The sequence below is a fragment of the Escherichia sp. AM3 genome (genome assembly GCF_032029835.1).
GTDB classification, from domain to species: Bacteria; Pseudomonadota; Gammaproteobacteria; order Enterobacterales; family Enterobacteriaceae; genus Escherichia; species Escherichia coli.
The window spans coordinates 59,691-82,126 of sequence record NZ_JAVUPQ010000009.1; the positions used below are offsets into that span (position 1 = coordinate 59,691).

24 protein-coding genes and 1 pseudogene are annotated in these 22,436 nt (G+C 50.8%); 8 read left to right on the forward strand and 17 right to left on the reverse strand.

Annotated features, from left to right (window positions below):
• The first annotated feature begins 41 nt into the window (after positions 1–41).
• The 3 genes from sbcD (at position 42) to araJ (ending at position 5,694) form a co-directional block, all read left to right on the forward strand.
• Positions 42–1,244, forward strand: a complete 1,203-nt coding sequence (gene sbcD, locus RTW80_RS06370) for an exonuclease subunit SbcD (RefSeq protein ID WP_001221319.1) — start codon at positions 42–44, stop codon at positions 1,242–1,244.
• Positions 1,241–4,384 (forward strand): exonuclease subunit SbcC, encoded by a 3,144-nt coding sequence (gene sbcC, locus RTW80_RS06375; RefSeq protein WP_000698907.1) that lies wholly within the window; start codon positions 1,241–1,243, stop codon positions 4,382–4,384. Before sbcD ends, sbcC begins: the two co-directional genes overlap by 4 nt.
• A gap of 125 nt (positions 4,385–4,509) precedes the next feature.
• Positions 4,510–5,694, forward strand: a complete 1,185-nt coding sequence (araJ, locus tag RTW80_RS06380) for an MFS transporter AraJ (protein WP_001326926.1) — start codon at positions 4,510–4,512, stop codon at positions 5,692–5,694.
• A gap of 140 nt (positions 5,695–5,834) precedes the next feature.
• On the opposite strand, the gene mak is transcribed toward araJ, so the two are convergent.
• Positions 5,835–6,743 carry a fructokinase gene (gene mak / locus RTW80_RS06385; RefSeq protein WP_032247501.1) on the reverse strand — a complete coding sequence of 303 codons (909 nt, stop codon included), beginning with the start codon at positions 6,741–6,743 and terminating at the stop codon, positions 5,835–5,837.
• Positions 6,744–6,867: 124 nt separating this feature from the next.
• On the opposite strand from mak, the gene rdgC reads away from it, so the two are divergent.
• Positions 6,868–7,779: a recombination-associated protein RdgC gene (gene rdgC, locus RTW80_RS06390; RefSeq protein WP_001298537.1), complete on the forward strand. Its 912-nt coding sequence runs from the start codon at positions 6,868–6,870 to the stop codon at positions 7,777–7,779.
• A gap of 77 nt (positions 7,780–7,856) precedes the next feature.
• Here the strand turns inward: rdgC and RTW80_RS06395 are convergent, their stop codons facing one another.
• From RTW80_RS06395 to RTW80_RS06425, 7 genes and pseudogenes are all read right to left on the reverse strand, one after another.
• Positions 7,857–7,940 carry a hypothetical protein gene (locus RTW80_RS06395; RefSeq protein WP_122990581.1) on the reverse strand — a complete coding sequence of 28 codons (84 nt, stop codon included), beginning with the start codon at positions 7,938–7,940 and terminating at the stop codon, positions 7,857–7,859.
• Positions 7,937–8,278 (reverse strand): annotated as a pseudogene (locus RTW80_RS06400) (DUF2773 domain-containing protein); the annotation flags it as partial. The gene RTW80_RS06395 and the pseudogene RTW80_RS06400, both read right to left, overlap by 4 nt.
• A gap of 147 nt (positions 8,279–8,425) precedes the next feature.
• Positions 8,426–8,710, reverse strand: coding sequence for a pyrimidine/purine nucleoside phosphorylase (gene ppnP / locus RTW80_RS06405; RefSeq protein ID WP_000941942.1), 285 nt, complete (start codon positions 8,708–8,710; stop codon positions 8,426–8,428).
• 71 nt (positions 8,711–8,781) lie between these two features.
• Positions 8,782–9,459, reverse strand: a complete 678-nt coding sequence (locus RTW80_RS06410) for an AroM family protein (protein ID WP_001276425.1) — start codon at positions 9,457–9,459, stop codon at positions 8,782–8,784.
• 257 nt (positions 9,460–9,716) lie between these two features.
• A complete protein-coding gene (yaiA, locus tag RTW80_RS06415; RefSeq protein WP_001142439.1) occupies positions 9,717–9,908 on the reverse strand; it encodes a protein YaiA in 192 nt (63 codons plus the stop codon).
• A gap of 49 nt (positions 9,909–9,957) precedes the next feature.
• Positions 9,958–10,482 (reverse strand): shikimate kinase AroL, encoded by a 525-nt coding sequence (aroL, locus tag RTW80_RS06420; RefSeq protein WP_000193393.1) that lies wholly within the window; start codon positions 10,480–10,482, stop codon positions 9,958–9,960.
• Between the two features lie 176 nt (positions 10,483–10,658).
• Positions 10,659–11,123: a YaiI/YqxD family protein gene (locus RTW80_RS06425; RefSeq protein ID WP_000158153.1), complete on the reverse strand. Its 465-nt coding sequence runs from the start codon at positions 11,121–11,123 to the stop codon at positions 10,659–10,661.
• A 119-nt stretch (positions 11,124–11,242) separates the two neighbouring features.
• Between RTW80_RS06425 and proC the strand changes: the two genes are divergently transcribed.
• Positions 11,243–12,052, forward strand: coding sequence for a pyrroline-5-carboxylate reductase (gene proC, locus RTW80_RS06430; protein ID WP_001295331.1), 810 nt, complete (start codon positions 11,243–11,245; stop codon positions 12,050–12,052).
• Positions 12,053–12,068: 16 nt separating this feature from the next.
• Here proC and adrA read toward each other — a convergent pair whose 3' ends face one another.
• The 5 genes from adrA to RTW80_RS06455 form a co-directional block, all read right to left on the reverse strand.
• Complete coding sequence (adrA, locus tag RTW80_RS06435; protein ID WP_000484048.1) at positions 12,069–13,184, reverse strand: diguanylate cyclase AdrA; 1,116 nt, start codon at positions 13,182–13,184, stop codon at positions 12,069–12,071.
• A 101-nt stretch (positions 13,185–13,285) separates the two neighbouring features.
• Positions 13,286–13,606: a phosphate starvation-inducible protein PsiF gene (gene psiF / locus RTW80_RS06440; RefSeq protein WP_032247502.1), complete on the reverse strand. Its 321-nt coding sequence runs from the start codon at positions 13,604–13,606 to the stop codon at positions 13,286–13,288.
• Between the two features lie 118 nt (positions 13,607–13,724).
• Entirely contained in the window at positions 13,725–15,140 is a 1,416-nt protein-coding gene (gene phoA, locus RTW80_RS06445) for an alkaline phosphatase (protein WP_001741291.1), read from the reverse strand.
• Between the two features lie 100 nt (positions 15,141–15,240).
• The gene (gene iraP, locus RTW80_RS06450) at positions 15,241–15,501 is read right to left on the reverse strand and encodes an anti-adapter protein IraP (RefSeq protein WP_000792970.1); all 261 of its coding nucleotides are present in this window, start codon (positions 15,499–15,501) and stop codon (positions 15,241–15,243) included.
• 181 nt (positions 15,502–15,682) lie between these two features.
• Complete coding sequence (locus RTW80_RS06455; protein ID WP_074152910.1) at positions 15,683–15,886, reverse strand: hypothetical protein; 204 nt, start codon at positions 15,884–15,886, stop codon at positions 15,683–15,685.
• A 77-nt stretch (positions 15,887–15,963) separates the two neighbouring features.
• Here RTW80_RS06455 and ddlA point away from each other — a divergent pair, with 77 nt between their 5' ends.
• Positions 15,964–17,058 carry a D-alanine--D-alanine ligase gene (ddlA, locus tag RTW80_RS06460; protein WP_000413677.1) on the forward strand — a complete coding sequence of 365 codons (1,095 nt, stop codon included), beginning with the start codon at positions 15,964–15,966 and terminating at the stop codon, positions 17,056–17,058.
• A gap of 23 nt (positions 17,059–17,081) precedes the next feature.
• Here ddlA and RTW80_RS06465 read toward each other — a convergent pair whose 3' ends face one another.
• Positions 17,082–17,294, reverse strand: coding sequence for a DUF2754 domain-containing protein (locus RTW80_RS06465; RefSeq protein WP_001295334.1), 213 nt, complete (start codon positions 17,292–17,294; stop codon positions 17,082–17,084).
• A gap of 259 nt (positions 17,295–17,553) precedes the next feature.
• Here RTW80_RS06465 and RTW80_RS06470 point away from each other — a divergent pair, with 259 nt between their 5' ends.
• Positions 17,554–17,862 (forward strand): YaiY family protein, encoded by a 309-nt coding sequence (locus tag RTW80_RS06470; protein WP_000763151.1) that lies wholly within the window; start codon positions 17,554–17,556, stop codon positions 17,860–17,862.
• Positions 17,863–17,920: 58 nt separating this feature from the next.
• Here the strand turns inward: RTW80_RS06470 and yaiW are convergent, their stop codons facing one another.
• Positions 17,921–19,015 (reverse strand): surface-exposed outer membrane lipoprotein YaiW, encoded by a 1,095-nt coding sequence (gene yaiW, locus RTW80_RS06475; RefSeq protein ID WP_000092069.1) that lies wholly within the window; start codon positions 19,013–19,015, stop codon positions 17,921–17,923.
• A gap of 12 nt (positions 19,016–19,027) precedes the next feature.
• The gene (gene sbmA / locus RTW80_RS06480) at positions 19,028–20,248 is read right to left on the reverse strand and encodes a peptide antibiotic transporter SbmA (RefSeq protein WP_000477009.1); all 1,221 of its coding nucleotides are present in this window, start codon (positions 20,246–20,248) and stop codon (positions 19,028–19,030) included.
• Positions 20,249–20,599: 351 nt separating this feature from the next.
• Between sbmA and ampH the strand changes: the two genes are divergently transcribed.
• Complete coding sequence (gene ampH / locus RTW80_RS06485; RefSeq protein ID WP_000830738.1) at positions 20,600–21,757, forward strand: D-alanyl-D-alanine-carboxypeptidase/endopeptidase AmpH; 1,158 nt, start codon at positions 20,600–20,602, stop codon at positions 21,755–21,757.
• Here the strand turns inward: ampH and iprA are convergent, their stop codons facing one another.
• Positions 21,758–22,381, reverse strand: a complete 624-nt coding sequence (iprA, locus tag RTW80_RS06490; RefSeq protein ID WP_001295817.1) for a hydrogen peroxide resistance inhibitor IprA — start codon at positions 22,379–22,381, stop codon at positions 21,758–21,760. It abuts the gene before it with no gap.
• Positions 22,382–22,436 lie beyond the last annotated feature (55 nt).

Consider the following 22,436-nt stretch of genomic DNA (forward strand, 5'->3'; position numbering starts at 1 on the left):
TGGGTATAATCGCGCCCATGCTTTTTCGCCAGGGAACCGTTATGCGCATCCTTCACACCTCAGACTGGCATCTCGGCCAGAACTTCTACAGTAAAAGCCGCGAAGCTGAACATCAGGCTTTTCTTGACTGGCTGCTGGAGACAGCACAAACCCATCAGGTGGATGCGATTATTGTTGCCGGTGATGTTTTCGATACCGGCTCGCCGCCCAGTTACGCCCGCACGTTATACAACCGTTTTGTTGTCAATTTACAGCAAACTGGCTGTCATCTGGTGGTACTGGCAGGAAACCATGACTCGGTCGCCACGCTGAATGAATCGCGCGATATCATGGCGTTCCTCAATACTACCGTGGTCGCCAGCGCCGGACATGCGCCGCAAATCTTGCCTCGTCGCGACGGGACGCCAGGCGCAGTGCTGTGCCCCATTCCGTTTTTACGTCCGCGTGACATTATTACCAGCCAGGCGGGGCTTAACGGTATTGAAAAACAGCAGCATTTACTGGCAGCGATTACCGATTATTACCAACAACACTATGCCGATGCCTGCAAACTGCGCGGCGATCAGCCTCTGCCCATCATCGCCACGGGACATTTAACGACCGTGGGGGCCAGTAAAAGTGACGCCGTGCGTGACATTTATATTGGCACGCTGGACGCGTTTCCGGCACAAAACTTTCCACCAGCCGACTACATCGCGCTCGGGCATATTCACCGCGCACAGATTATTGGCGGCATGGAACATGTTCGCTATTGCGGCTCCCCCATTCCGCTGAGTTTTGATGAATGCGGTAAGAGTAAATATGTCCATCTGGTGACATTTTCAAACGGCAAATTAGAGAGCGTAGAAAACCTGAACGTACCGGTAACGCAACCCATGGCAGTGCTGAAAGGCGATCTGGCGTCGATTACCGCACAGCTGGAACAGTGGCGCGATGTATCGCAGGAGCCACCTGTCTGGCTGGATATCGAAATCACTACTGATGAGTATCTGCATGATATTCAGCGCAAAATCCAGGCATTAACCGAATCATTGCCTGTCGAAGTATTGCTGGTACGTCGGAGTCGTGAACAGCGCGAGCGTGTGTTAGCCAGCCAACAGCGTGAAACCCTCAGCGAACTCAGCGTCGAAGAGGTGTTCAATCGCCGTCTGGCACTGGAAGAACTGGATGAATCGCAGCAGCAACGTCTGCAGCATCTTTTCACCACGACGTTGCATACCCTCGCCGGAGAACACGAAGCATGAAAATTCTCAGCCTGCGCCTGAAAAACCTGAACTCATTAAAAGGCGAATGGAAGATTGATTTCACCCGCGAGCCGTTCGCCAGCAACGGGCTGTTTGCTATTACCGGCCCAACAGGTGCGGGGAAAACCACCCTGCTGGACGCCATTTGTCTGGCGCTGTATCACGAAACTCCGCGTCTCTCTAACGTTTCACAATCGCAAAATGATCTCATGACCCGCGATACCGCCGAATGTCTGGCGGAGGTGGAGTTTGAAGTGAAAGGTGAAGCGTACCGTGCATTCTGGAGCCAGAATCGGGCGCGTAACCAACCCGACGGTAATTTGCAGGTGCCACGCGTAGAGCTGGCGCGCTGCGCCGACGGCAAAATTCTCGCCGACAAAGTGAAAGATAAGCTGGAACTGACAGCGACGTTAACCGGGCTGGATTACGGGCGCTTCACCCGTTCGATGCTGCTTTCGCAGGGGCAATTTGCTGCCTTCCTGAATGCCAAACCCAAAGAACGCGCGGAATTGCTCGAGGAGTTAACAGGCACTGAAATCTACGGGCAAATCTCGGCGATGGTTTTTGAGCAGCACAAATCGGCCCGCACAGAGCTGGAGAAGCTGCAAGCGCAGGCCAGCGGCGTCGCGTTGCTCACGCCGGAACAAGTGCAATCGCTGACAGCGAGTTTGCAGGTACTTACTGACGAAGAAAAACAGTTACTTACCGCGCAGCAGCAAGAACAACAATCACTAAACTGGTTAACGCGTCTGGACGAATTGCAGCAAGAAGCCAGCCGCCGTCAGCAGGCCTTGCAACAGGCGTTAGCCGAAGAAGAAAAAGCGCAACCTCAACTGGCGGCGCTCAGTCTGGCACAACCGGCACGAAATCTTCGTCCGCACTGGGAACGCATCGCAGAACACAGCGCGGCGCTGGCGCATACTCGCCAGCAGATTGAAGAAGTAAATACTCGCTTACAGAGCACAATGGCGCTTCGCGCGAGCATTCGCCACCACGCGGCGAAGCAGTCAGCAGAATTACAGCAGCAGCAACAAAGCCTGAATACCTGGTTACAGGAACACGACCGCTTCCGTCAGTGGAACAACGAACTGGCGGGTTGGCGTGCGCAGTTCTCCCAACAAACCAGCGATCGCGAGCATCTGCGGCAATGGCAGCAACAGTTAACCCATGCTGAGCAAAAACTTAATGCGCTTGCGGCGATCACGTTGACGTTAACCGCCGATGAAGTTGCTACCGCCCTGGCGCAACATGCTGAGCAACGCCCACTGCGTCAGCACCTGGTCGCGCTACATGGACAGATTGTTCCCCAACAAAAACGTCTGGCGCAGTTACAGGTCGCTATCCAGAATGTCACGCAAGAACAGACGCAACGTAACGCCGCACTTAACGAAATGCGCCAGCGTTATAAAGAAAAGACGCAGCAACTTGCCGATGTGAAAACCATTTGCGAGCAGGAAGCGCGCATCAAAACGCTGGAAGCTCAACGTGCACAGTTACAGGCGGGTCAGCCTTGTCCACTTTGTGGTTCCACCAGCCACCCGGCGGTCGAGGCGTATCAGGCGCTGGAGCCTGGTGTTAATCAGTCTCGATTACTGGCGCTGGAAAACGAAGTTAAAAAGCTCGGCGAAGAAGGTGCGGCGCTGCGCGGGCAACTGGACGCCTTAACAAAGCAGCTTCAGCGCGATGAAAACGAAGCGCAAAGCCTCCGACAAGATGAGCAAGCACTTACTCAACAATGGCAAGCCGTCACGGCCAGCCTCAATATCACCTTGCAGCCACAGGACGATATTCAACCGTGGCTGGATGCACAAGATGAGCACGAACGCCAGCTGCGGTTACTCAGCCAACGACATGAATTACAAGGGCAGATTGCCGCGCATAATCAGCAAATTATCCAGTATCAACAGCAAATTGAACAACGCCAGCAGCAGCTCTTAACGGCATTGGCGGGTTATGCACTGACATTGCCACAGGAAGATGAAGAAGAGAGCTGGTTGGCGACACGTCAGCAAGAAGCGCAGAGCTGGCAGCAACGCCAGAACGAATTAACCGCGCTGCAAAACCGTATTCAGCAGCTGACGCCGATTCTGGAAACGTTGCCGCAAAGTGATGATCTCCCGCACAGCGAAGAAACTGTGGCGCTGGATAACTGGCGGCAGGTTCATGAACAATGTCTCGCATTACACAGCCAGCAGCAGACGTTACAGCAACAGGATGTTCTGGCGGCGCAAAGTCTGCAAAAAGCCCAGGCGCAGTTTGACACCGCGCTACAGGCCAGCGTCTTTGACGATCAGCAGGCGTTCCTTGCGGCGCTAATGGATGAACAAACACTAACGCAGCTGGAACAGCTCAAGCAGAATCTGGAAAACCAGCGCCGTCAGGCGCAAACGCTGGTCACTCAGACAGCAGAAACGCTGGCACAGCATCAACAACACCGACCTGACGGGTTGGCTCTCACTGTGACGGTGGAGCAGATTCAGCAAGAGTTAGCGCAAACTCACCAAAAGTTGCGTGAAAACACCACGAGTCAAGGCGAGATTCGCCAGCAGCTGAAGCAGGATGCAGATAACCGTCAGCAACAACAAACCTTAATGCAGCAAATTGCTCAAATGACGCAGCAGGTTGAGGACTGGGGATATCTGAATTCGCTAATAGGTTCCAAAGAGGGCGATAAATTCCGCAAGTTTGCCCAGGGGCTGACGCTGGATAATTTAGTCCATCTCGCTAATCAGCAACTTACCCGGCTGCACGGGCGCTATCTGTTACAGCGCAAAGCCAGCGAGGCGCTGGAAGTCGAGGTTGTTGATACCTGGCAGGCAGATGCGGTACGCGATACCCGTACCCTTTCCGGCGGCGAAAGTTTCCTCGTTAGTCTGGCGCTGGCGCTGGCGCTTTCGGATCTGGTCAGCCATAAAACACGTATTGACTCGCTGTTCCTTGATGAAGGTTTTGGCACGCTGGATAGCGAAACGCTGGATACCGCCCTTGATGCGCTGGATGCCCTGAACGCCAGTGGCAAAACCATCGGTGTGATTAGCCACGTAGAAGCGATGAAAGAGCGTATTCCGGTGCAGATCAAAGTGAAAAAGATCAACGGCCTGGGCTACAGCAAACTGGAAAGTACGTTTGCAGTGAAATAACTATTCAGCAGGATAATGAATACAGAGGGGCGAATTATCTCTTGGCCTTGCTGGTCGTTATCCTGCAAGCTATCACTTTATTGGCTACGGTGATTGGTAGCCGTTCTGGTGGTTGTGATGGTGGTATGAAAAAAGTCATTTTATCTTTGGCTCTGGGCACGTTTGGTTTGGGGATGGCCGAATTTGGCATTATGGGCGTGCTCACGGAGCTGGCGCATAACGTAGGAATTTCGATTCCTGCCGCCGGGCATATGATCTCGTATTATGCACTGGGGGTGGTGGTCGGTGCGCCAATCATCGCACTCTTTTCCAGCCGCTACTCACTCAAACATATCTTGTTGTTTCTGGTGGCGTTGTGCGTCATTGGCAACGCCATGTTCACGCTCTCTTCGTCTTACCTGATGCTCGCCATTGGTCGGCTGGTATCCGGCTTTCCGCATGGCGCATTTTTTGGCGTCGGAGCGATCGTGTTATCAAAAATTATCAAACCCGGAAAAGTCACCGCCGCCGTGGCGGGGATGGTTTCCGGGATGACAGTCGCCAATTTGCTGGGCATTCCGCTGGGAACGTATTTAAGTCAGGAATTTAGCTGGCGTTACACCTTTTTATTGATCGCTGTTTTTAATATTGCGGTGATGGCATCGGTCTATTTTTGGGTGCCAGATATTCGCGACGAGGCGAAAGGAAATCTGCGCGAACAATTTCACTTTTTGCGCAGCCCGGCCCCGTGGTTAATTTTCGCCGCCACGATGTTTGGCAACGCAGGTGTGTTTGCCTGGTTCAGCTACGTAAAGCCATACATGATGTTTATTTCCGGTTTTTCGGAAACGGCGATGACCTTTATTATGATGTTAGTTGGGCTAGGGATGGTGCTGGGAAATATGCTAAGTGGCAGGATTTCAGGACGTTATTCACCACTGCGCATTGCAGCAGTGACTGACTTTATAATTGTACTGGCACTGCTGATGCTCTTTTTCTGCGGCGGCATGAAAACAACGTCGCTTATTTTTGCTTTTATTTGTTGCGCGGGATTATTTGCCCTTTCAGCACCGCTACAAATATTGTTACTACAAAACGCCAAAGGCGGAGAGTTATTAGGTGCCGCAGGTGGGCAAATAGCGTTTAACCTCGGTAGCGCCGTCGGCGCATATTGCGGAGGTATGATGCTGACGCTGGGGCTGGCATATAATTACGTGGCGCTGCCTGCCGCCCTGCTTTCGTTTGCTGCGATGTCGTCGTTGCTGCTGTATGGTCGCTATAAGCGCCAGCAAGCGGCGGATACTCCGGTGCTGGCGAAACCACTGGGGTAGATTACTGTCACGGTGCGCGTTGCTTATTGCCGGATGCGGCGTGAACGCCTTATCCGGCCTACGGTTCTGGCACCTTTTGTAGGCCTGATAAGACGCGGCAAGCGTCGCATCAGGCATGATGCGCCAATTGCCTACGTTTTTTACTCTTGTGGCCATAACCACGCAGCGCCGCGTACGCCGCTGGAATCACCGTGCTTCGCCTTACGCACCGGCGTTTCACATTCGCCGCCGAAGACAAATTGTTTAATCAACTGCCCAACCGTTTGATATAAACGGTCTACATTGCTCATCCCGCCCCCCAGGACAATCACATCCGGATCGAGAATATTCACGACATGTGCCAGCGATTTTGCCAGCCGCAGCTCGTAGCGACGCAATGCCAGTTCCGCTACCGGATCGCTTTCTTCAACCAGGCGGATAATTTCACTGCCTTTCAGCGCATGTCCGCTCAAACGACGATAATCCATCGCGAATCCCGTGCCCGAAATAAAGGTTTCAATACAACCTTGTTTACCGCAATAACAAGGGACTTCCTCGCGATAACGCAGTTCGTCTTCGTCCATCCACGGTAGCGGATTGTGTCCCCACTCACCTGCCGTGCCATTGCCGCCGATATGCGCCCGCCCATTGAATGCCACGCCCGCGCCGCATCCCGTGCCGATAATCACGGCAAATACCGTCTGCGCTCCCGCTGCCGCGCCATCTACTGCTTCTGAAACCGCCAGACAGTTAGCGTCATTTGCCAGCCGCACTTCCCGCTGCAACCTCGCGCTTAAGTCTTTATCGAATGGCTGACCGTTGAGCCAGGTTGAATTGGCATTCTTCACCACACCGGTGTAAGGCGAAATTGAGCCAGGAATGCCCATACCTACCGTTCCGCGCTGCCCCGTCGCCTGCTCCGTCATATCAACCAACGTGGCGATCGTTTCAATAGTCTGCCGGTAATCATCACGCGGCGTGGGCAGACGATGGCGGTACAACTGCTCCCCTGCATCGCCCAGTGCAATCACTTCAGTTTTGGTGCCGCCTAAATCGATACCTATACGCACGGTACTCTCCTTATTTTTTTCAATATCAATAGCGTAGAGACGGACAACCGGATTGGCAATGCAAGGCCGCCGACAATTCGTTATCATGCCCGCTAAATTTAACGACAAGGCCGTGGAAATTATCATGCTGTGGTTCAAAAATTTAATGGTTTACCGTCTTAGCCGCGAGATTTCGCTGCGTGCAGAAGAGATGGAAAAACAGCTAGCCTCGATGGCATTTACCCCATGCGGCAGCCAGGACATGGCGAAGATGGGCTGGGTTCCTCCGATGGGATCGCACAGCGATGCGTTAACGCACGTTGCCAATGGTCAAATTGTTATCTGCGCGCGCAAAGAAGAAAAAATCCTCCCGTCTCCGGTGATTAAACAGGCGCTGGAAGCGAAAATCGCCAAACTGGAAGCGGAACAGGCGCGTAAGCTGAAGAAAACCGAAAAAGATTCGCTGAAAGACGAAGTGCTGCACTCTCTGCTGCCGCGTGCTTTCAGCCGTTTTAGCCAGACAATGATGTGGATCGACACGGTTAACGGTTTGATTATGGTGGACTGCGCCAGTGCCAAAAAAGCGGAAGATACGCTGGCATTACTGCGTAAAAGCCTGGGGTCGTTACCGGTTGTACCATTGAGCATGGAAAACCCGATTGAACTGACGCTGACCGAATGGGTTCGCTCCGGTAGTGCGGCACAGGGCTTCCAGCTGCTTGATGAAGCCGAGCTGAAATCGTTGCTGGAAGATGGCGGCGTGATCCGCGCGAAGAAACAAGATCTGACCAGCGAAGAGATCACCAATCACATTGAAGCCGGAAAAGTGGTGACTAAACTGGCGCTCGACTGGCAGCAGCGCATTCAGTTTGTGATGTGCGACGATGGTTCGCTCAAGCGTCTGAAGTTCTGCGACGAGCTGCGCGATCAAAACGAAGATATCGACCGTGAAGATTTCGCCCAGCGTTTTGATGCCGATTTCATCCTGATGACTGGTGAACTGGCAGCGTTAATTCAAAACCTGATTGAAGGATTAGGTGGCGAAGCACAACGTTAATTGCTGATTTTCCTTTAATGCCGGATGCGACGCCTGCCGCGTCTTATCCGGCGTACGAAGCCACACCAGGCATATAATTATTCGCTACGGCGAGCAATAATTTTTAGCGCAGCAATATTATGCGTTTTACGCTGTAACTTGCTCCATGAACGTTGTGTCATTGTTTTTCCTCAAGCCGGTGACGCGCTTCACTGCGAATTTTCCGCGTTGCCCCGGTTTTCACTAAATCACGTAACAGCGAAAGATCGGGTTGTTCGACAAATAAGAGTAATGATGGATCCTCTTTTAACCACGCCGTTTTCACATCGGCAGCCAGCTGTGGATTATTAATAGCCAGCGACCGATCCTGAGGCTCAGTCAATGTCGTTAACAACAACGCCGGGGTATGTGCGTTGCGCAATGCCGTTTGGCGTAAATGATCATTGCGACTTTGCAGCAATGCACGCCACCATTCATCATCTGATTTATCTTTTATCGTAGCCAGTTCCGCAACAATATCTGGAGATCTTCACTGATATTTATATCAACCTTGATAAATTATGAATATATCGGAAATTGAAAAAATCGCAGCAAAGGAAATATTATTATGGGTTAAAGAAAGGATATTTCAGAAAAATGCCCTCCCGTTCAAGGGGAAGGCGAGGAATTACAGATAGCGGCACAGATAAGAGGTGGGTTCGGCAACTTGCAGATGAAACTCACTGTGACCGGGAACATTAAACACCGAACCGGCTTCATACACCTGCCAGTCGGTCGCGTCAGGCAGTAACACATTCAGCGCGCCACTGATTACCGTCATCTCTTCCGGCTCAGCGGTGCTGAAGGTGTATTCGCCTTCAACCATAACACCCACACTGGCGCGACCAGTGCTGCTGCTGGAAAAGCCGATCGATTTCACTTTGCCGGAAAAGTACTCATTACTTTGAAGCATAAACTGGCCCTGTCTGGTAGTTGAATATCTACTTCACTATAGGGGCCAGAGGCGCTGACTGTCACGCAAAATTACACCAGTAATTCCGCAGCCAGCCGTGCAATCAATACGTTAGACAGCAAGACAGGAACATCGAGCTGTTTTTGCAGTAAATCGCGATGACGTTGGTGAAATCCTAAACAATCCAGCATGATGACATCAGCTCCTTTTGCCAGTAATTCTTTCCCGGCATCAATGATTTTTTGTTCTGAATCATGAATGGGGTTACCCAATGAAAATACCGGCGATTTCTGCAAAATTTGCCATTTTTGCGCCTGAACGGGCAGCATCTCCTCAACCGGAACGATAACCCCCACTTGATGATCTTCAACAATAGAGGAAACCAGCGGTGGCAATATCCGCGACGGCTCAAGAAAGATCGTATTACGCGCAGTCATACTACTAATGTTTGCCGTACTCATTAATATAATGACGTCGTAACCCCGATTATCGAGTACTTCAACCACACCTTGCAGGTCACGCTCCACTTTGCGACGCGAAACATGGGCCAGCTGGTTGTCATTTAATAATGTGAGAATGGTGTCTTCGCCTGCTTCTGGCGCGTACTCCGCCATCACTTCTTCACGACTTAACTTCCCCAGCAGGCTATGATGGGAAATATTATCTTCGTCAATGTATTCCGTCAGGAGCGGCAAAACCTCCTGCATAGGTACAATGCCGATGGTCAGGATCGCCAACGACGCACTCATTGTTCATCCACCTTACTTTTCTTTCGTCGTTAATTACCGGGCAAGTGTGAAGCACCACTGCTGACACTTACTTGTGCTACAAATGACAAAAAGCGTAGCAGCAGACGTGCACGGCATAATGTAAAGATTCCAAATGATTCCAGTAATGGATTGTTATTGTTTAATATTCTAATTATTAGAAAAACATGAATTATGAAAAATGTGACGCAGATCCCTTGTAGTGGCACTCAGAATCCCTTCCAAGCAGTCTGATGCGGTCACTCTTTGTCAGGGTCCTCATAGCGTTTTTTCGCATCCATCGCTTCCTGAGCGGTCGGATGTTCACTGATCAACGAGTCTGGTTTAGGATGATCGGCTCTGAGTTGGTACCAGGTTACCGTCTGTCCTGGTTTTCCTTTTTCAATCGTCACTATATATGCTTCACGAGGATAAGGCGGTTTCGTTGGCATCGTTCTTCCTTATTTCACGGGATGAACGTTAAGTATAGGCGCTCGAAAATCAACAATTGATCGTCTGTGCCAGGGCGCTACGAATTTCAGAAATCACCTGGCTGGGTTCGTTTGTTGCGTCGATGATAATATGCGCAACTTCGCGATATAGCGCATCGCGTTCTTCCAGCACTTCCTGAACTTCTTCGCTCAGCGGTTTTCCCGTTAAGGTTGGCCGTAAATCTTCTTCCGGTGCAGCTTGCAGTCGGTTAACCAGGACTGATACTGGCGCACACAAATAAACCACGATCCCGTTATTTTGCATGAAGTGACGATTAAATTCCGTCAGAATAATGCCGCCGCCTGTAGCGATAACGGTGGATGGCGCAGTTACCGCTTCCAGCGCCGCCGTTTCTCTGGCGCGAAATCCCGCCCACTCTTCCCTTTCGACGATCTCCGCGACCGTCATATTGAGCTGTGATTGCAACCACTGATCGGTATCGACAAACCGACGGTTAAGCGAATCGGCAAGGGCCATTCCGACCGTTGTTTTACCACAGCCCCGAGGCCCGATCAGAAAAAGAGGTTGTGTCATCGTGGGTTTTCCCCAATAGGTCGCAATGCGGCGAAAGCCGGTGTCATGAGAATAGCGATCATACCATCAAACTAGTACAATTTCGATTGTAAAGGAAAAATTCCACTTAAAGTGAAAATCTCAATACACCCCTTACTATACCAACAAATATTCAAGAATGAAGTGTAAATAATAAATTACATTTGGCCGCGACTACGTTGCACTTCCAGCCACCATTTCTCCAGCTCCGCAGCAAAGGCCTGGCGGTCACGTTGTGAAAGACTATCTGGTCCGCCGGTCTGGATCCCACTGGCACGTAAGGTATCCATAAAATCGCGCATCGTCAGGCGCTCACGAATGGTCGCTGGCGTGTAACGTTCGCCGCGCGGATTAATCGCCGCAGCGCCTTTCTCGATGGCTTCAGCAGCCAAAGGTATATCTGCGGTGATCACCAAATCGCCCGCTTCACACTGCCGGACAATTTCGTTATCGGCAACGTCGAAACCTGCCGCGACGCGCAGCGTACGAATAAATCGCGATGGCGGCACGCGTAAACTCTGGTTTGCTACCAGTACCAGCGGCATCTGCATACGTTCCGCCGCGCGATACAAAATCTCTTTAATTACATTGGGACACGCGTCGGCATCCACCCAAATTGTCATAAAGTCATCCTTTGTTGGGTAATCCTCTATTGTGTCGCGCTTTTGCCTTCCGGCATAGTTCTGTTTATGCTTCTGCCAGCGATTATCAAAACAATGAATTTCACGGCAGGAGTGAGGCAATGGAAAAGAAAATCGGTTTTATTGGCTGCGGCAATATGGGAAAAGCCATTCTCGGCGGTCTGATTGCCAGCGGTCAGGTGCTTCCAGGGCAAATCTGGGTATATACCCCCTCCCCGGATAAAGTCGCCGCCCTGCATGACCAGTTCGGCATCAACGCCGCAGAATCGGCGCAAGAAGTGGCGCAAATCGCCGACATCATTTTTGCTGCCGTTAAACCTGGCATCATGATTAAAGTGCTTAGCGAAATCACCTCCAGCCTGAATAAAGACTCTCTGGTCGTTTCTATTGCTGCAGGTGTCACGCTCGACCAACTTGCCCGCGCGCTGGGCCATGACCGGAAAATTATCCGCGCCATGCCGAACACTCCCGCGCTGGTTAATGCCGGGATGACCTCCGTAACGCCAAACGCGCTGGTAACCCCAGAAGATACCGCTGATGTGCTGAATATTTTCCGCTGCTTTGGCGAAGCGGAAGTGATTGCTGAGCCGATGATCCACCCGGTGGTCGGTGTGAGCGGTTCTTCGCCAGCCTACGTATTTATGTTTATCGAAGCGATGGCCGACGCCGCCGTGCTGGGCGGGATGCCACGCGCCCAGGCGTATAAATTTGCCGCTCAGGCAGTAATGGGTTCCGCAAAAATGGTGCTGGAAACGGGAGAACATCCGGGGGCACTGAAAGATATGGTCTGCTCACCGGGAGGCACCACCATTGAAGCGGTACGCGTACTGGAAGAGAAAGGCTTCCGTGCCGCAGTGATCGAAGCGATGACGAAGTGTATGGAAAAATCAGAAAAACTCAGCAAATCCTGATGACTTTCGCCGGACGTCAGGCCGCCACTTCGGTGCGGTTACGTCCGGCTTTCTTTGCTTTGTAAAGCGCCAAATCTGCCGATTTCAACCACTCACGATAGTGACTCATTTGTGGGTTCAGCGGCGCAACCCCCACACTAATCCGTAAAGTTACCTGTGGCGTATTCGGCAAACGTAATGTATTTAGCCCTTCATGCACCCGTAACATGGCGGTAATAGCGCTCTCAGCTGGCGTACCGGACATGATTACTGCAAACTCATCGCCGCCAAACCGACCAATCACATCGCTACCGCGCAGGGTAATTTGTAACTGTCGGGTAAGCGCCACTATCGCTTCATCGCCCACATCATGGCCCCAGGTATCGTTGATGCTCTTGAAATGGTCGATATCGATAATCAGTAACGTTGCATCGCGATTATGTCGCCGACAGTTATCAAATTCATTGCGTAACATAGTTTCCCAATGACGTCGGTTATACACGCCCGTCATGCCGTCGCGGGTACTCATGACCTGCAACCTGCGTTTATGTTCCGCCAGTTTGGTTGCCGTCTGGTAGCTGACCCAGCCAAACAGCAGAGGATAAATGACAATAATGGGAAGGGAGAGCCACCATTCCAGCGGCGCACTATTGAACGACACGGTAATGCCCGTCAGCTCGAGGGTGACAAGGCAGGAAACCACCATCAACACCAGACCCGCGACAAACAGACGGGGGCCGCCTGCCCCCATCAAATTCAGACACATAATCATCAACATCGCGGTGGAAGGCAGCACGTTTACGCCCATTACGCCTACCCACATTCCCGCTAATACTGCATCGGTTTTTAAATTGTAAATTTCCCGGCTAAGCGGATCGACGGCCCTGCTCGCTATCTGCCAGGCTAAATGCGGCCAGACGAACGCCCAGCCGACCAACACCAGCCACCACCAGCCCGGCGGCGGGTGTGAAACCAGCGTTGAAGCAATCGGTAAGAACATGCCAGCCAGGCCAACCGCGCGGGGTAGTCTGACGCGACGGGCGAAGCGCAGCCCGGACCGCTGATGTTCGTTTTGAGGAGTTAAAGGAGGTTCCTCCCCATGCGCCGCCGCTTTTTTGAAAAAGTTTTCATCATTCATTATTTTTGGGAACATTCAGAAACAATTTTCCCAAATTATAGAGACGGAGCTAAAGGCAGAAGTATGAAATTTCGGGTGAGCCATTTTCGTAGCTCACCCGTTAGCACTATCAGGTATCAGGCGGCTTTCTTGAGGCAGGCACTCATAAACTTATTACGATCATCCCCTTTCAGAGATTGTTGCGTTGCTTGATTATTACATTCGCGCATCTTTTGCTGCTGTGGCGTCAAACTTTTTTCGCCAGGCGCAGACTTGCTGTTCTTCAGGCAATCACTCATGTAGGTCTTACGAGCATCCCCTTTCAACGCCTGCGCCGTCGCCTGCTGATTACAGGAGGTCATACGCTGTTGTTGTGGGGTTAAAGTTCTCTCGGCAGCGCCGACAGTGGTAAAAAAAACCAGACCAAAAAGCAAGGTAACCAGTAATGTTATTTTCATAGCACCATCCCTCTTCATGTTTTAACCATGAGCGTTTGCGCCCGTGATCTGCCATTAAGTCTGGTTGCTAACAGCAAAAAAACCACCCGGCAGCGAAAATTCACTGCCGGGCGCGGTTTTATTTCAGCCCCAGGGCGGCTTTCATGGTGTAGAAGAGATCGGTCTGGTCGGTCAGTCCAACAACATTGGCGGCATGCGGGCCATACGCCGCAATACGCAACTGACTGCCTGTATGTTCTTGTGAATCCTCTTCAGAGTTCCCGTAACTCATCACCATCACTGCGCCATCTTTGGTATTTAGCGCCTGGGTGAGGCCCGGAGCTTTGGTATCCGGCGCAACAATCTGGCTGGCGTGGGCGTGATCAGCGGTGACTATGACCAGCGTGTTACCCTCCTTTTTAGCGAATTCCAGCGCCCGTTGTACGGCTTCATCGAGATCGACCGTCTCGCCAATTTGCCCACAAGGATTCGCAGCATGATCCTGTTTATCGATTGACGCACCTTCAACTTGCAGGAAAAAGCCTTTCTCATTTTTACTCAACAATTCAATGGCTTTGTCGGTCATCTGCGCCAGGGTTGGTACACTGTCATTACGTTGCGGATTAGGCGTACAGGTGACTGCGGGCTTATCGATATTGCCATGGTACGTTGCTTTCGGTCCTAGCCAGCGCACTGGCATATTGCCGTCAGCAAACAGGCCAAGCAGGGGTTTTTGCTGATTCACTTCCGTCACCGCATTTAGCGAGGCGGCATCGTTCACCAACTGATAACCACGCGCCTGTGCCTGTTCACGCAGCGTTTTTCCCTGCCATTCACCGGCGGTTGCCGTTTCAGCAAAGGTTTTTGCGCCACCGCCAAGCGTAACGTCGGCACGAGCGTTAAGCAGCTGTTCGGTAATCGATCCTTTTCCGCCTTTTTCCAGAGCGTTACCCGGACATTTTTCACTGGTCGCGCTCGGACCGTAGCATTTGCGCGAGGTCACATGCGCCACCAGCGCAGCGGGCGTGGCATCCTGCAACTCTGCGGTAGAAACGTTACCGGTCGCCAGACCTGAGGCTTTTGCCATTTCCAGAATCGTTGGGTGATCTTTTTCGTGAATATCGACGCCCAGCGCGCCGTTATAGGTTTTGACACCGGTTGACCAGGCGGTTGCTGATGCAGCCGAGTCGGTGACGTAGTCCGGTTTGCCGGTTTTTTTATTCAGCGCATAGTGAGTGTATTGCCCGGTAAGCGGTAAGGCATCGATACCTTTAAAAAAGCCGCCCGCACCTTCGGCATAATTACGTGCGGCAGTAATTTCCGAATCCCCCATCCCATCGCCAATCAGCAAAATAATATTTTTTGCAGGTTTATCGCTAAGAGAATCACGCAGAGCGGCGGTCTGATCACCCGTTAAGCGGCGAGCACCGCCGGGTGCAGTAATATCGCCCTGAGCAGCCCGGTTTTCCAGAACAGGCATTTCTGGTGTCCGGGCTTTTGTCACAGGGGTAAACAGTAACGGTAAGAGTGCCAGTGCAATAGTGCTTTGTTTCACTTTATTTTCTCCATGTACAAATACATTAAAAAATAAAAACAAAGCGACTATAAGTCTCGGCCGTGACAACTTTATGACAGCTGTTGAAAAGATTAACTTTTTACTGACGAGGATGCTTCAATAACTTCTTTACGTAATCGCGCAGCAGCTCCGTATCGTCGTCAGGAATGCTGGCATCGGGCTTTACCTCGTACAGCGCCCCCTCTACCTGATCAATCAACCGCTGTTGGTCATTTTGCGCCATATTGCGAAGCATTGCAGTGACGATAATCTCCAAAGCTTCTACCTGCGCACACAGTTCTTTCGACTCTTCTTCTTTTTGGGCAAGCTTAAATAACAACTCAGCAATGAGATTTTTCATGTCTGTATTTCCTTATCCAAAGTATGGAGAAGTTAACATTATGTTTCACAACTTCATAGTGTCTGGAAGTATTATTTTTATGACAAAGGAAATACTTTGCGCAAATATTTTTTGTTTGATTACCAGCGAAACGTTTCTCTTATTTAAATAACTACCCACACAAAATATAGGCTTTTAATTATCAACCTTTATTATAAATAAAAGTTATGAAATATATTCTCTTCGTTAACTTATAATTAAGAGAAAAAAACTCACCGCATTGCCATTTAAGCCAGGAATAAATTAGCTTCCCGTTCATCATTTTTGTGATCTTGCGCACATCTTTGAGATAACGCAGTTTCTTCACCAGTACGTTGCACGCTTTGTCAGCAGAAGATTGCAACAATCTTTCAGAAGGCCGCGAATCCCCCGTTTTGTCGTGGTAATGTATGCACTTTGTGTTAGACGGGATAGGTTTTTAAGATGGAAAAACTGCGGGTAGGAATCGTTTTTGGTGGTAAATCAGCGGAACATGAAGTGTCTCTGCAATCGGCAAAAAACATTGTCGATGCCATTGATAAAAGTCGCTTCGACGTTGTGCTGCTGGGCATTGATAAACAAGGGCAATGGCACGTCAGCGATGCCAGCAATTATCTGCTAAATGCAGACGATCCTGCCCATATTGCGTTGCGCCCTTCGGCGACCAGCCTTGCGCAGGTGCCAGGTAAACATGAGCATCAGCTTATCGACGCGCAAAACGGTCAGCCGTTGCCGACGGTGGATGTCATTTTCCCGATTGTCCACGGTACGCTGGGCGAAGATGGTTCCTTGCAGGGAATGCTGCGGGTCGCCAATTTACCGTTTGTAGGTTCTGATGTTCTGGCTTCAGCAGCCTGTATGGATAAAGATGTCACCAAACGTCTGCTACGCGATGCCGGGCTGAACATTGCGCCATTTATTACCCTGACGCGCGCTAATCGTCACAACATCAGTTTTGCCGAAGTGGAGTCTAAACTGGGGTTACCACTGTTTGTAAAACCGGCTAATCAGGGCTCTTCTGTTGGTGTCAGCAAAGTAACCAGTGAAGAACAATACGCAATTGCCGTCGATCTGGCGTTCGAGTTCGATCATAAAGTGATCGTTGAGCAAGGGATCAAAGGTCGTGAGATCGAATGCGCAGTTCTGGGCAACGACAATCCGCAAGCCAGCACCTGTGGCGAGATCGTACTCACCAGCGATTTCTATGCCTACGACACCAAGTACATTGACGAAGATGGCGCGAAAGTGGTAGTTCCGGCAGCCATTGCACCAGAGATCAACGATAAGATCCGGGCGATTGCCGTTCAGGCTTATCAGACGTTGGGATGCGCAGGCATGGCGCGTGTAGACGTGTTTTTAACCCCAGAGAACGAAGTGGTGATCAACGAGATCAACACACTGCCTGGCTTCACCAACATCAGTATGTATCCGAAGCTGTGGCAAGCCAGCGGTCTGGGTTACACCGATCTGATCACACGTTTGATTGAGCTGGCGCTGGAGCGTCACGCTGCGGATAACGCATTGAAAACCACAATGTAATATTTTAACGCCCGATAATATTCTTATTGGGCGTTTTCAGTTTCTTCATCGCGACGACGAATAATCAACCCCGCCAGCCAGAAACTAATCACCCACGTCACCAGACCGACGGCATAGGTCTGCCAACCTTTTGCTTCAAATCCCAGTAACCCCACCACGCCATTAAGAATGAATATAAGGCCAATGGCGAACGCATAGTAGTGCCAGTCACGGCGGATTTTTACAGGCAGATTCATGGCAGCTCCGTTAACGAAAAACAACATCCTTGCATATTCTGTAACAACCGTCTGTGGTGTAGACAACATTTTCGTAATTGTTAATAAATTTAACTTAAGGTTGCCATTTTGTGACTCACAACGAAGATTCACGCTTCGGGAATATTCCCAACATCAATTTACCATGATTCTGATATTGACAATCTAAATGACCTGTCAGACTTGCCATAAGCCGCTGGTATCACACCAGAAGAGAAGCAGATGACTTCCGGAGGTTTTTATGGCTGATTTCACCCTGTCAAAATCGCTGTTTAGCGGAAAATATCGCAATGCCTCTTCAACGCCTGGCAACATTGCCTATGCGTTGTTTGTGCTGTTTTGCTTTTGGGCTGGGGCGCAATTGCTGAACCTGTTAGTGCATGCGCCCGGCGTCTATGAGCGTTTAATGCAGGTCCAGGAAACAGGTCGCCCACGGGTGGAAATTGGTTTAGGTGTCGGCACCATTTTCGGGCTGATCCCGTTTTTAGTAGGCTGCCTCATTTTTGCAGTGGTGGCGCTATGGCTGCACTGGCGACATCGCCGCCAGTAAGATTTACGTTGCCAGATACGGCCTAAAACGCCTTATCTGGCATGACATTCCTGTTTGATCACTGTTTCATACAACGCGCCCGCCGTTCGTCTACGCGCTTCGCAAACCAGGCCGTAGTCAGGTTGCGGGTGATTTTCGGGCTTTCCAGTTGAATGCCAGGCAACATTTCGCGGGGTAGTGATTTACCCGTTTTCGCTTCGGCAAGTTGATAAACTTTCTTGTACAGCGCCGTCTCCTCAAAAGAGAAGCTGTCACCTTTCTCTAACTGACGGCGAATTTCGCTGTCGCTCATCCCCAGTTTTCCCGCCAGTTTGCGCGTTGCCAGTTCGGTTTTCCCGGGTTCTTTACTGTCGTAACGAATTAAATCACCGTCCAGTGCCAGCTTCACGCCGCTGGCCTTACTGACTGCGTTCTGAAACGCGGCATTACGGCTGGCGTACCAGCCAGCGTTAAAATCAGCAAAGCGGTATATCGGTGCGCTATAGCTGGCGGGATAATTCAGTAAATGGTAAGTACCAAACCACAACCCGCCGCGGCGACTGAAGACTTCCTGACGAACTGTACCGTCCATTTTCCACGGATACCCTTTGGTATGCTGTTCGGCAAAAGCAATGCTGACCTGCATCGGCCCACCGGTGCGCACCGGATTAAGCGAACCAAACAGCGTCTGCCCCATTGGTACCATGCTGATCAGATCGTCAAAAATCGCGCTCAATTGCTTTTCTGTACGCACCGAATCTAACCGTTCGCTATAACTTTTGCCGTTTGGCGATTTGATTTTTAGCGCGGTATGAACCAGAAAAGCAGGAATGTGCATCCGTTCAGCACGACGGTCAATCTCTTGCCAGGCGATCTTGCTTAAGCCCGGAACGGCCGGATCTGCCTGATAATTTGACTCCTGCTGCGCCACCGCCAGCACCGAGCAGACGTTTTCCAGCGTCGGTGCCAGCCCCTGACTTTCAAAGGTGGTGGCGAGATCTTTCGCCCAGGCATCGCGGTCTTTCACGCTCGCAGGCATCTTCTGCCGCACGACGCTCGCCACATCTATCGCTTTTTCGCCCTTTTTCAACGGTTGCGGAGCCTGACTACTACACCCCGCTAAAACCAGAACCGCCAACAATGACAGCGAAGATAGAGGATTGACGCGCGACATTACTTCTCCTTTTTAGCTCAAGGTATGGGTTACTTCCTGAATTTTGTCACCATCCAGTTCATGTTCAAAGCTGCGCAGACGTTTGTAGATAGACATCAACTCAACCAGTGTGGTCCATGAGTTAATCAGGTACTGGAAAGCACCGCGAACCTGACCAAAAACGTTGGTAATCTGCGTCATCAGGCCGAGCGTAATCGTACCGGCAACAATTGACGGAAACAGCAAGAACAAACCGAAAACGTTATCGACCTGCAAATAGAGAATGCGGGCGATGTTGAAATACATATAGTGAAAATAGAGGCGGAAATAGTTTTTCCGCACGGCGCTAAACAGCTCGCGTACCGTAGGCGGCGTCGCACGCGTGGCATCGTCTTCACCATAAACCAGCTCTTTACGGTAGGCGGCCTCTACTCGCTGGTTTTTAAACTCCAGCCCCGGCAGTTTGATCCCTACCACTGCCAGCAATCCGGTCCCCATCAGCGACCAGACGATAGCGGCAATCACCAGACCATACGGAATGTGCCCGATAATCGGCAGCTCCGGCACATGCGTGGAGAGCGTTACCAGCACCGGCAGGAAGGCGATCAACGTCATGATGGCGTTGATAAAACTGACGCCCATATTCTCCAGCGTTGAAGCAAAACGCATGGTGTCTTCCTGCACACGCTGTGCGGCCCCTTCGATATGACGCAGTTGTTGCCAGTTCGCCATGTAATATTCGTTCATCGCCGTACGCCAGCGGAACACGTAGTGACTGACAAAGAAGTTGTTCAGCACACTGATCACCACAGCGATCAGCGCAATCCCCAGAAAGACGCCCACTTCGCGGTAAAATTGTTCGATAGTGACTTTATGCGGCGAACTTAGCGCGGTTTGAATCAGATCATAGAACGGTGCATACCAGGCGTTGACGGCGACCCCGACTTCCACCAAAAACCAGGTGACGAAGATGATCAGTGCAGTACCGAGTATTGACCAGTATTGCCAACGGTGCGGGCTGTAGATAAACCAGAAAAATGCAAAAAGTCCTACGCAAACAATGTAGTAAGCGTAAAAAATCAGGAAATCCAACGACCAGAAACGCGCGGCGCTAATCGGGATCTGCCCGGAAGCGCCAGTGATACGCGCCACCCAGTCTCCCCCACCGGCTTGCCAGAAGATAACGGCAATCAATGCCCAAACAAAGGCCGAGAGAAAAAACGCTCCCGGCTTTGGGAAAAAAGACTTAAACATATGCACTCCTGCTAACTTCTTATCGTTTTAACAACTGCTGTGTATTAACCGCATGACCACTACAAAGCGTCAGCCAAATGAAACCGCCCATTGTGACCCATAGCAAGGTGCTTAGTTCGCCAGCCTGACCATAAGAATTGTTTCGACGGATTTCACAAACCAAAGATTGTTTACATAAGCGGATTAACACGCGCAGGATCACAAATGCAGGCATTGGTGAGCAGGAAAAAGATCGTGTTTACGCGCCGTTACGTTTTTAACACTATTATTGCACTAATTCGCCCTTTGCAATCCATCAATGAGTAGTATAAATACGCTCAGTTACCTTCATTCAATTTATGGACACCACCGTTGAAACGTAGTCTGCTTTTTTCTGCCGTGCTGTGTGCGGCGTCATTGACCTCCGTCCATGCGGCGCAGCCGATCACTGAACCGGAGTTTGCCTCTGATATTGTCGATCGTTATGCCGATCATATTTTTTACGGCAGCGGTGCCACGGGGATGGCGCTGGTTGTTATCGACGGTAACCAGCGCGTCTTTCGTAGTTATGGCGAAACGCGACCTGGTAATAACGTTCGCCCGCAGCTGGATTCGGTCGTGCGTATTGCTTCCCTCACCAAACTAATGACCAGTGAAATGCTGGTGAAATTGCTCGACCAGGGGACCGTAAAGTTAAACGATCCGCTAAGTAAATATGCTCCGCCAGGCGCACGCGTGCCGACCTACAATGGGACGCCCATTACCCTAGTGAATCTGGCAACCCATACCAGCGCCCTGCCCCGTGAACAGCCCGGTGGCGCGGCACATCGTCCGGTGTTTGTCTGGCCAACGCGCGAGCAACGCTGGAAATACCTTTCTACGGCGAAGCTGAAAGCCGCGCCAGGCAGTCAGGCGGCGTACTCTAACCTTGCGTTCGACCTGCTGGCAGATGCACTGGCGAATGCGTCCGGCAAGCCTTATACCCAGTTGTTTGAAGAGCAGATTACCCGTCCATTGGGGATGAAAGACACCACCTACACCCCCTCACCGGATCAGTGCCGCCGTTTAATGGTTGCTGAGCGCGGTGCCAGTCCGTGCAATAACACGCTGGCGGCAATTGGCAGCGGCGGCGTCTATTCCACGCCTGGCGATATGATGCGCTGGATGCAGCAGTATTTGTCATCTGATTTTTATCAGCGCAGTAACCAGGCAGATCGCATGCAGACGTTGATTTATCCGCGCGCGCAGTTTACGAAAGTGATTGGCATGGATGTCCCCGGCAAAGCGGATGCGCTTGGTTTAGGCTGGGTATATATGGCCCCGAAAGAGGGTCGTCCGGGGATTATTCAGAAGACAGGCGGTGGTGGCGGTTTCATTACCTATATGGCGATGATCCCGCAGAAGAATATTGGCGCGTTTGTGGTGGTCACTCGTTCGCCGTTGACGCGCTTTAAAAATATGAGCGATGGCATCAATGATCTGGTGACCGAGCTAAGCGGGAATAAACCGTTGGTTATCCCCGCATCCTGATTAATACTCTGAAGGCAAACGGTTGATAGCGACCAGTTTGCCTTTATTCATTTCGATATAGCCGCCTTTACGCAAAGCAGCGAGAACTTCTGCGACGACAGAACGCGATATGCGTGTACGTTGATGGATATAATTCATCACACCAATACGTGATCGCAATTCTTCATTCCAGTCAATCATTGATAATAATGTTGCGCGGATTTGTTCGTAGGAATTATGCCCAATGAGCTGCACGTCGCGTAATTCCAGAATTCTATTTTGCCAGGCTAACCAGTAAAAAGCGTCTCGCCAGAGTTGATTTTGTTCAATAAGCGTAATGGTTTGTTTGGCTGGTAGATGATATCCCGTACAATTTCCTTCTGATATTAATTTGTATGGTATATCGTTTTTCATTAAACCATCAGCCAGCCCCATAATATAAGGAGCCTGGGTAATACCGATAAGTACGTTTTCTTCTCTACGCAGAGAGATAACTCCCTCTAAAATAACGAAAGTATCTTCGCTATTGACATCACTGGAAAATATAACTTGCTTTTCATTATTAAACTCGAAGCGCGTACCGTATCTGGACAAACATTTATCGAGCTTACCAAATTCCTGAAGAGGTTTAACTACAGATAACATTTGCGCGTCCTTTGCAGTAATGCCCGTCAAATCCTTGACGGGCATTATTTAGATT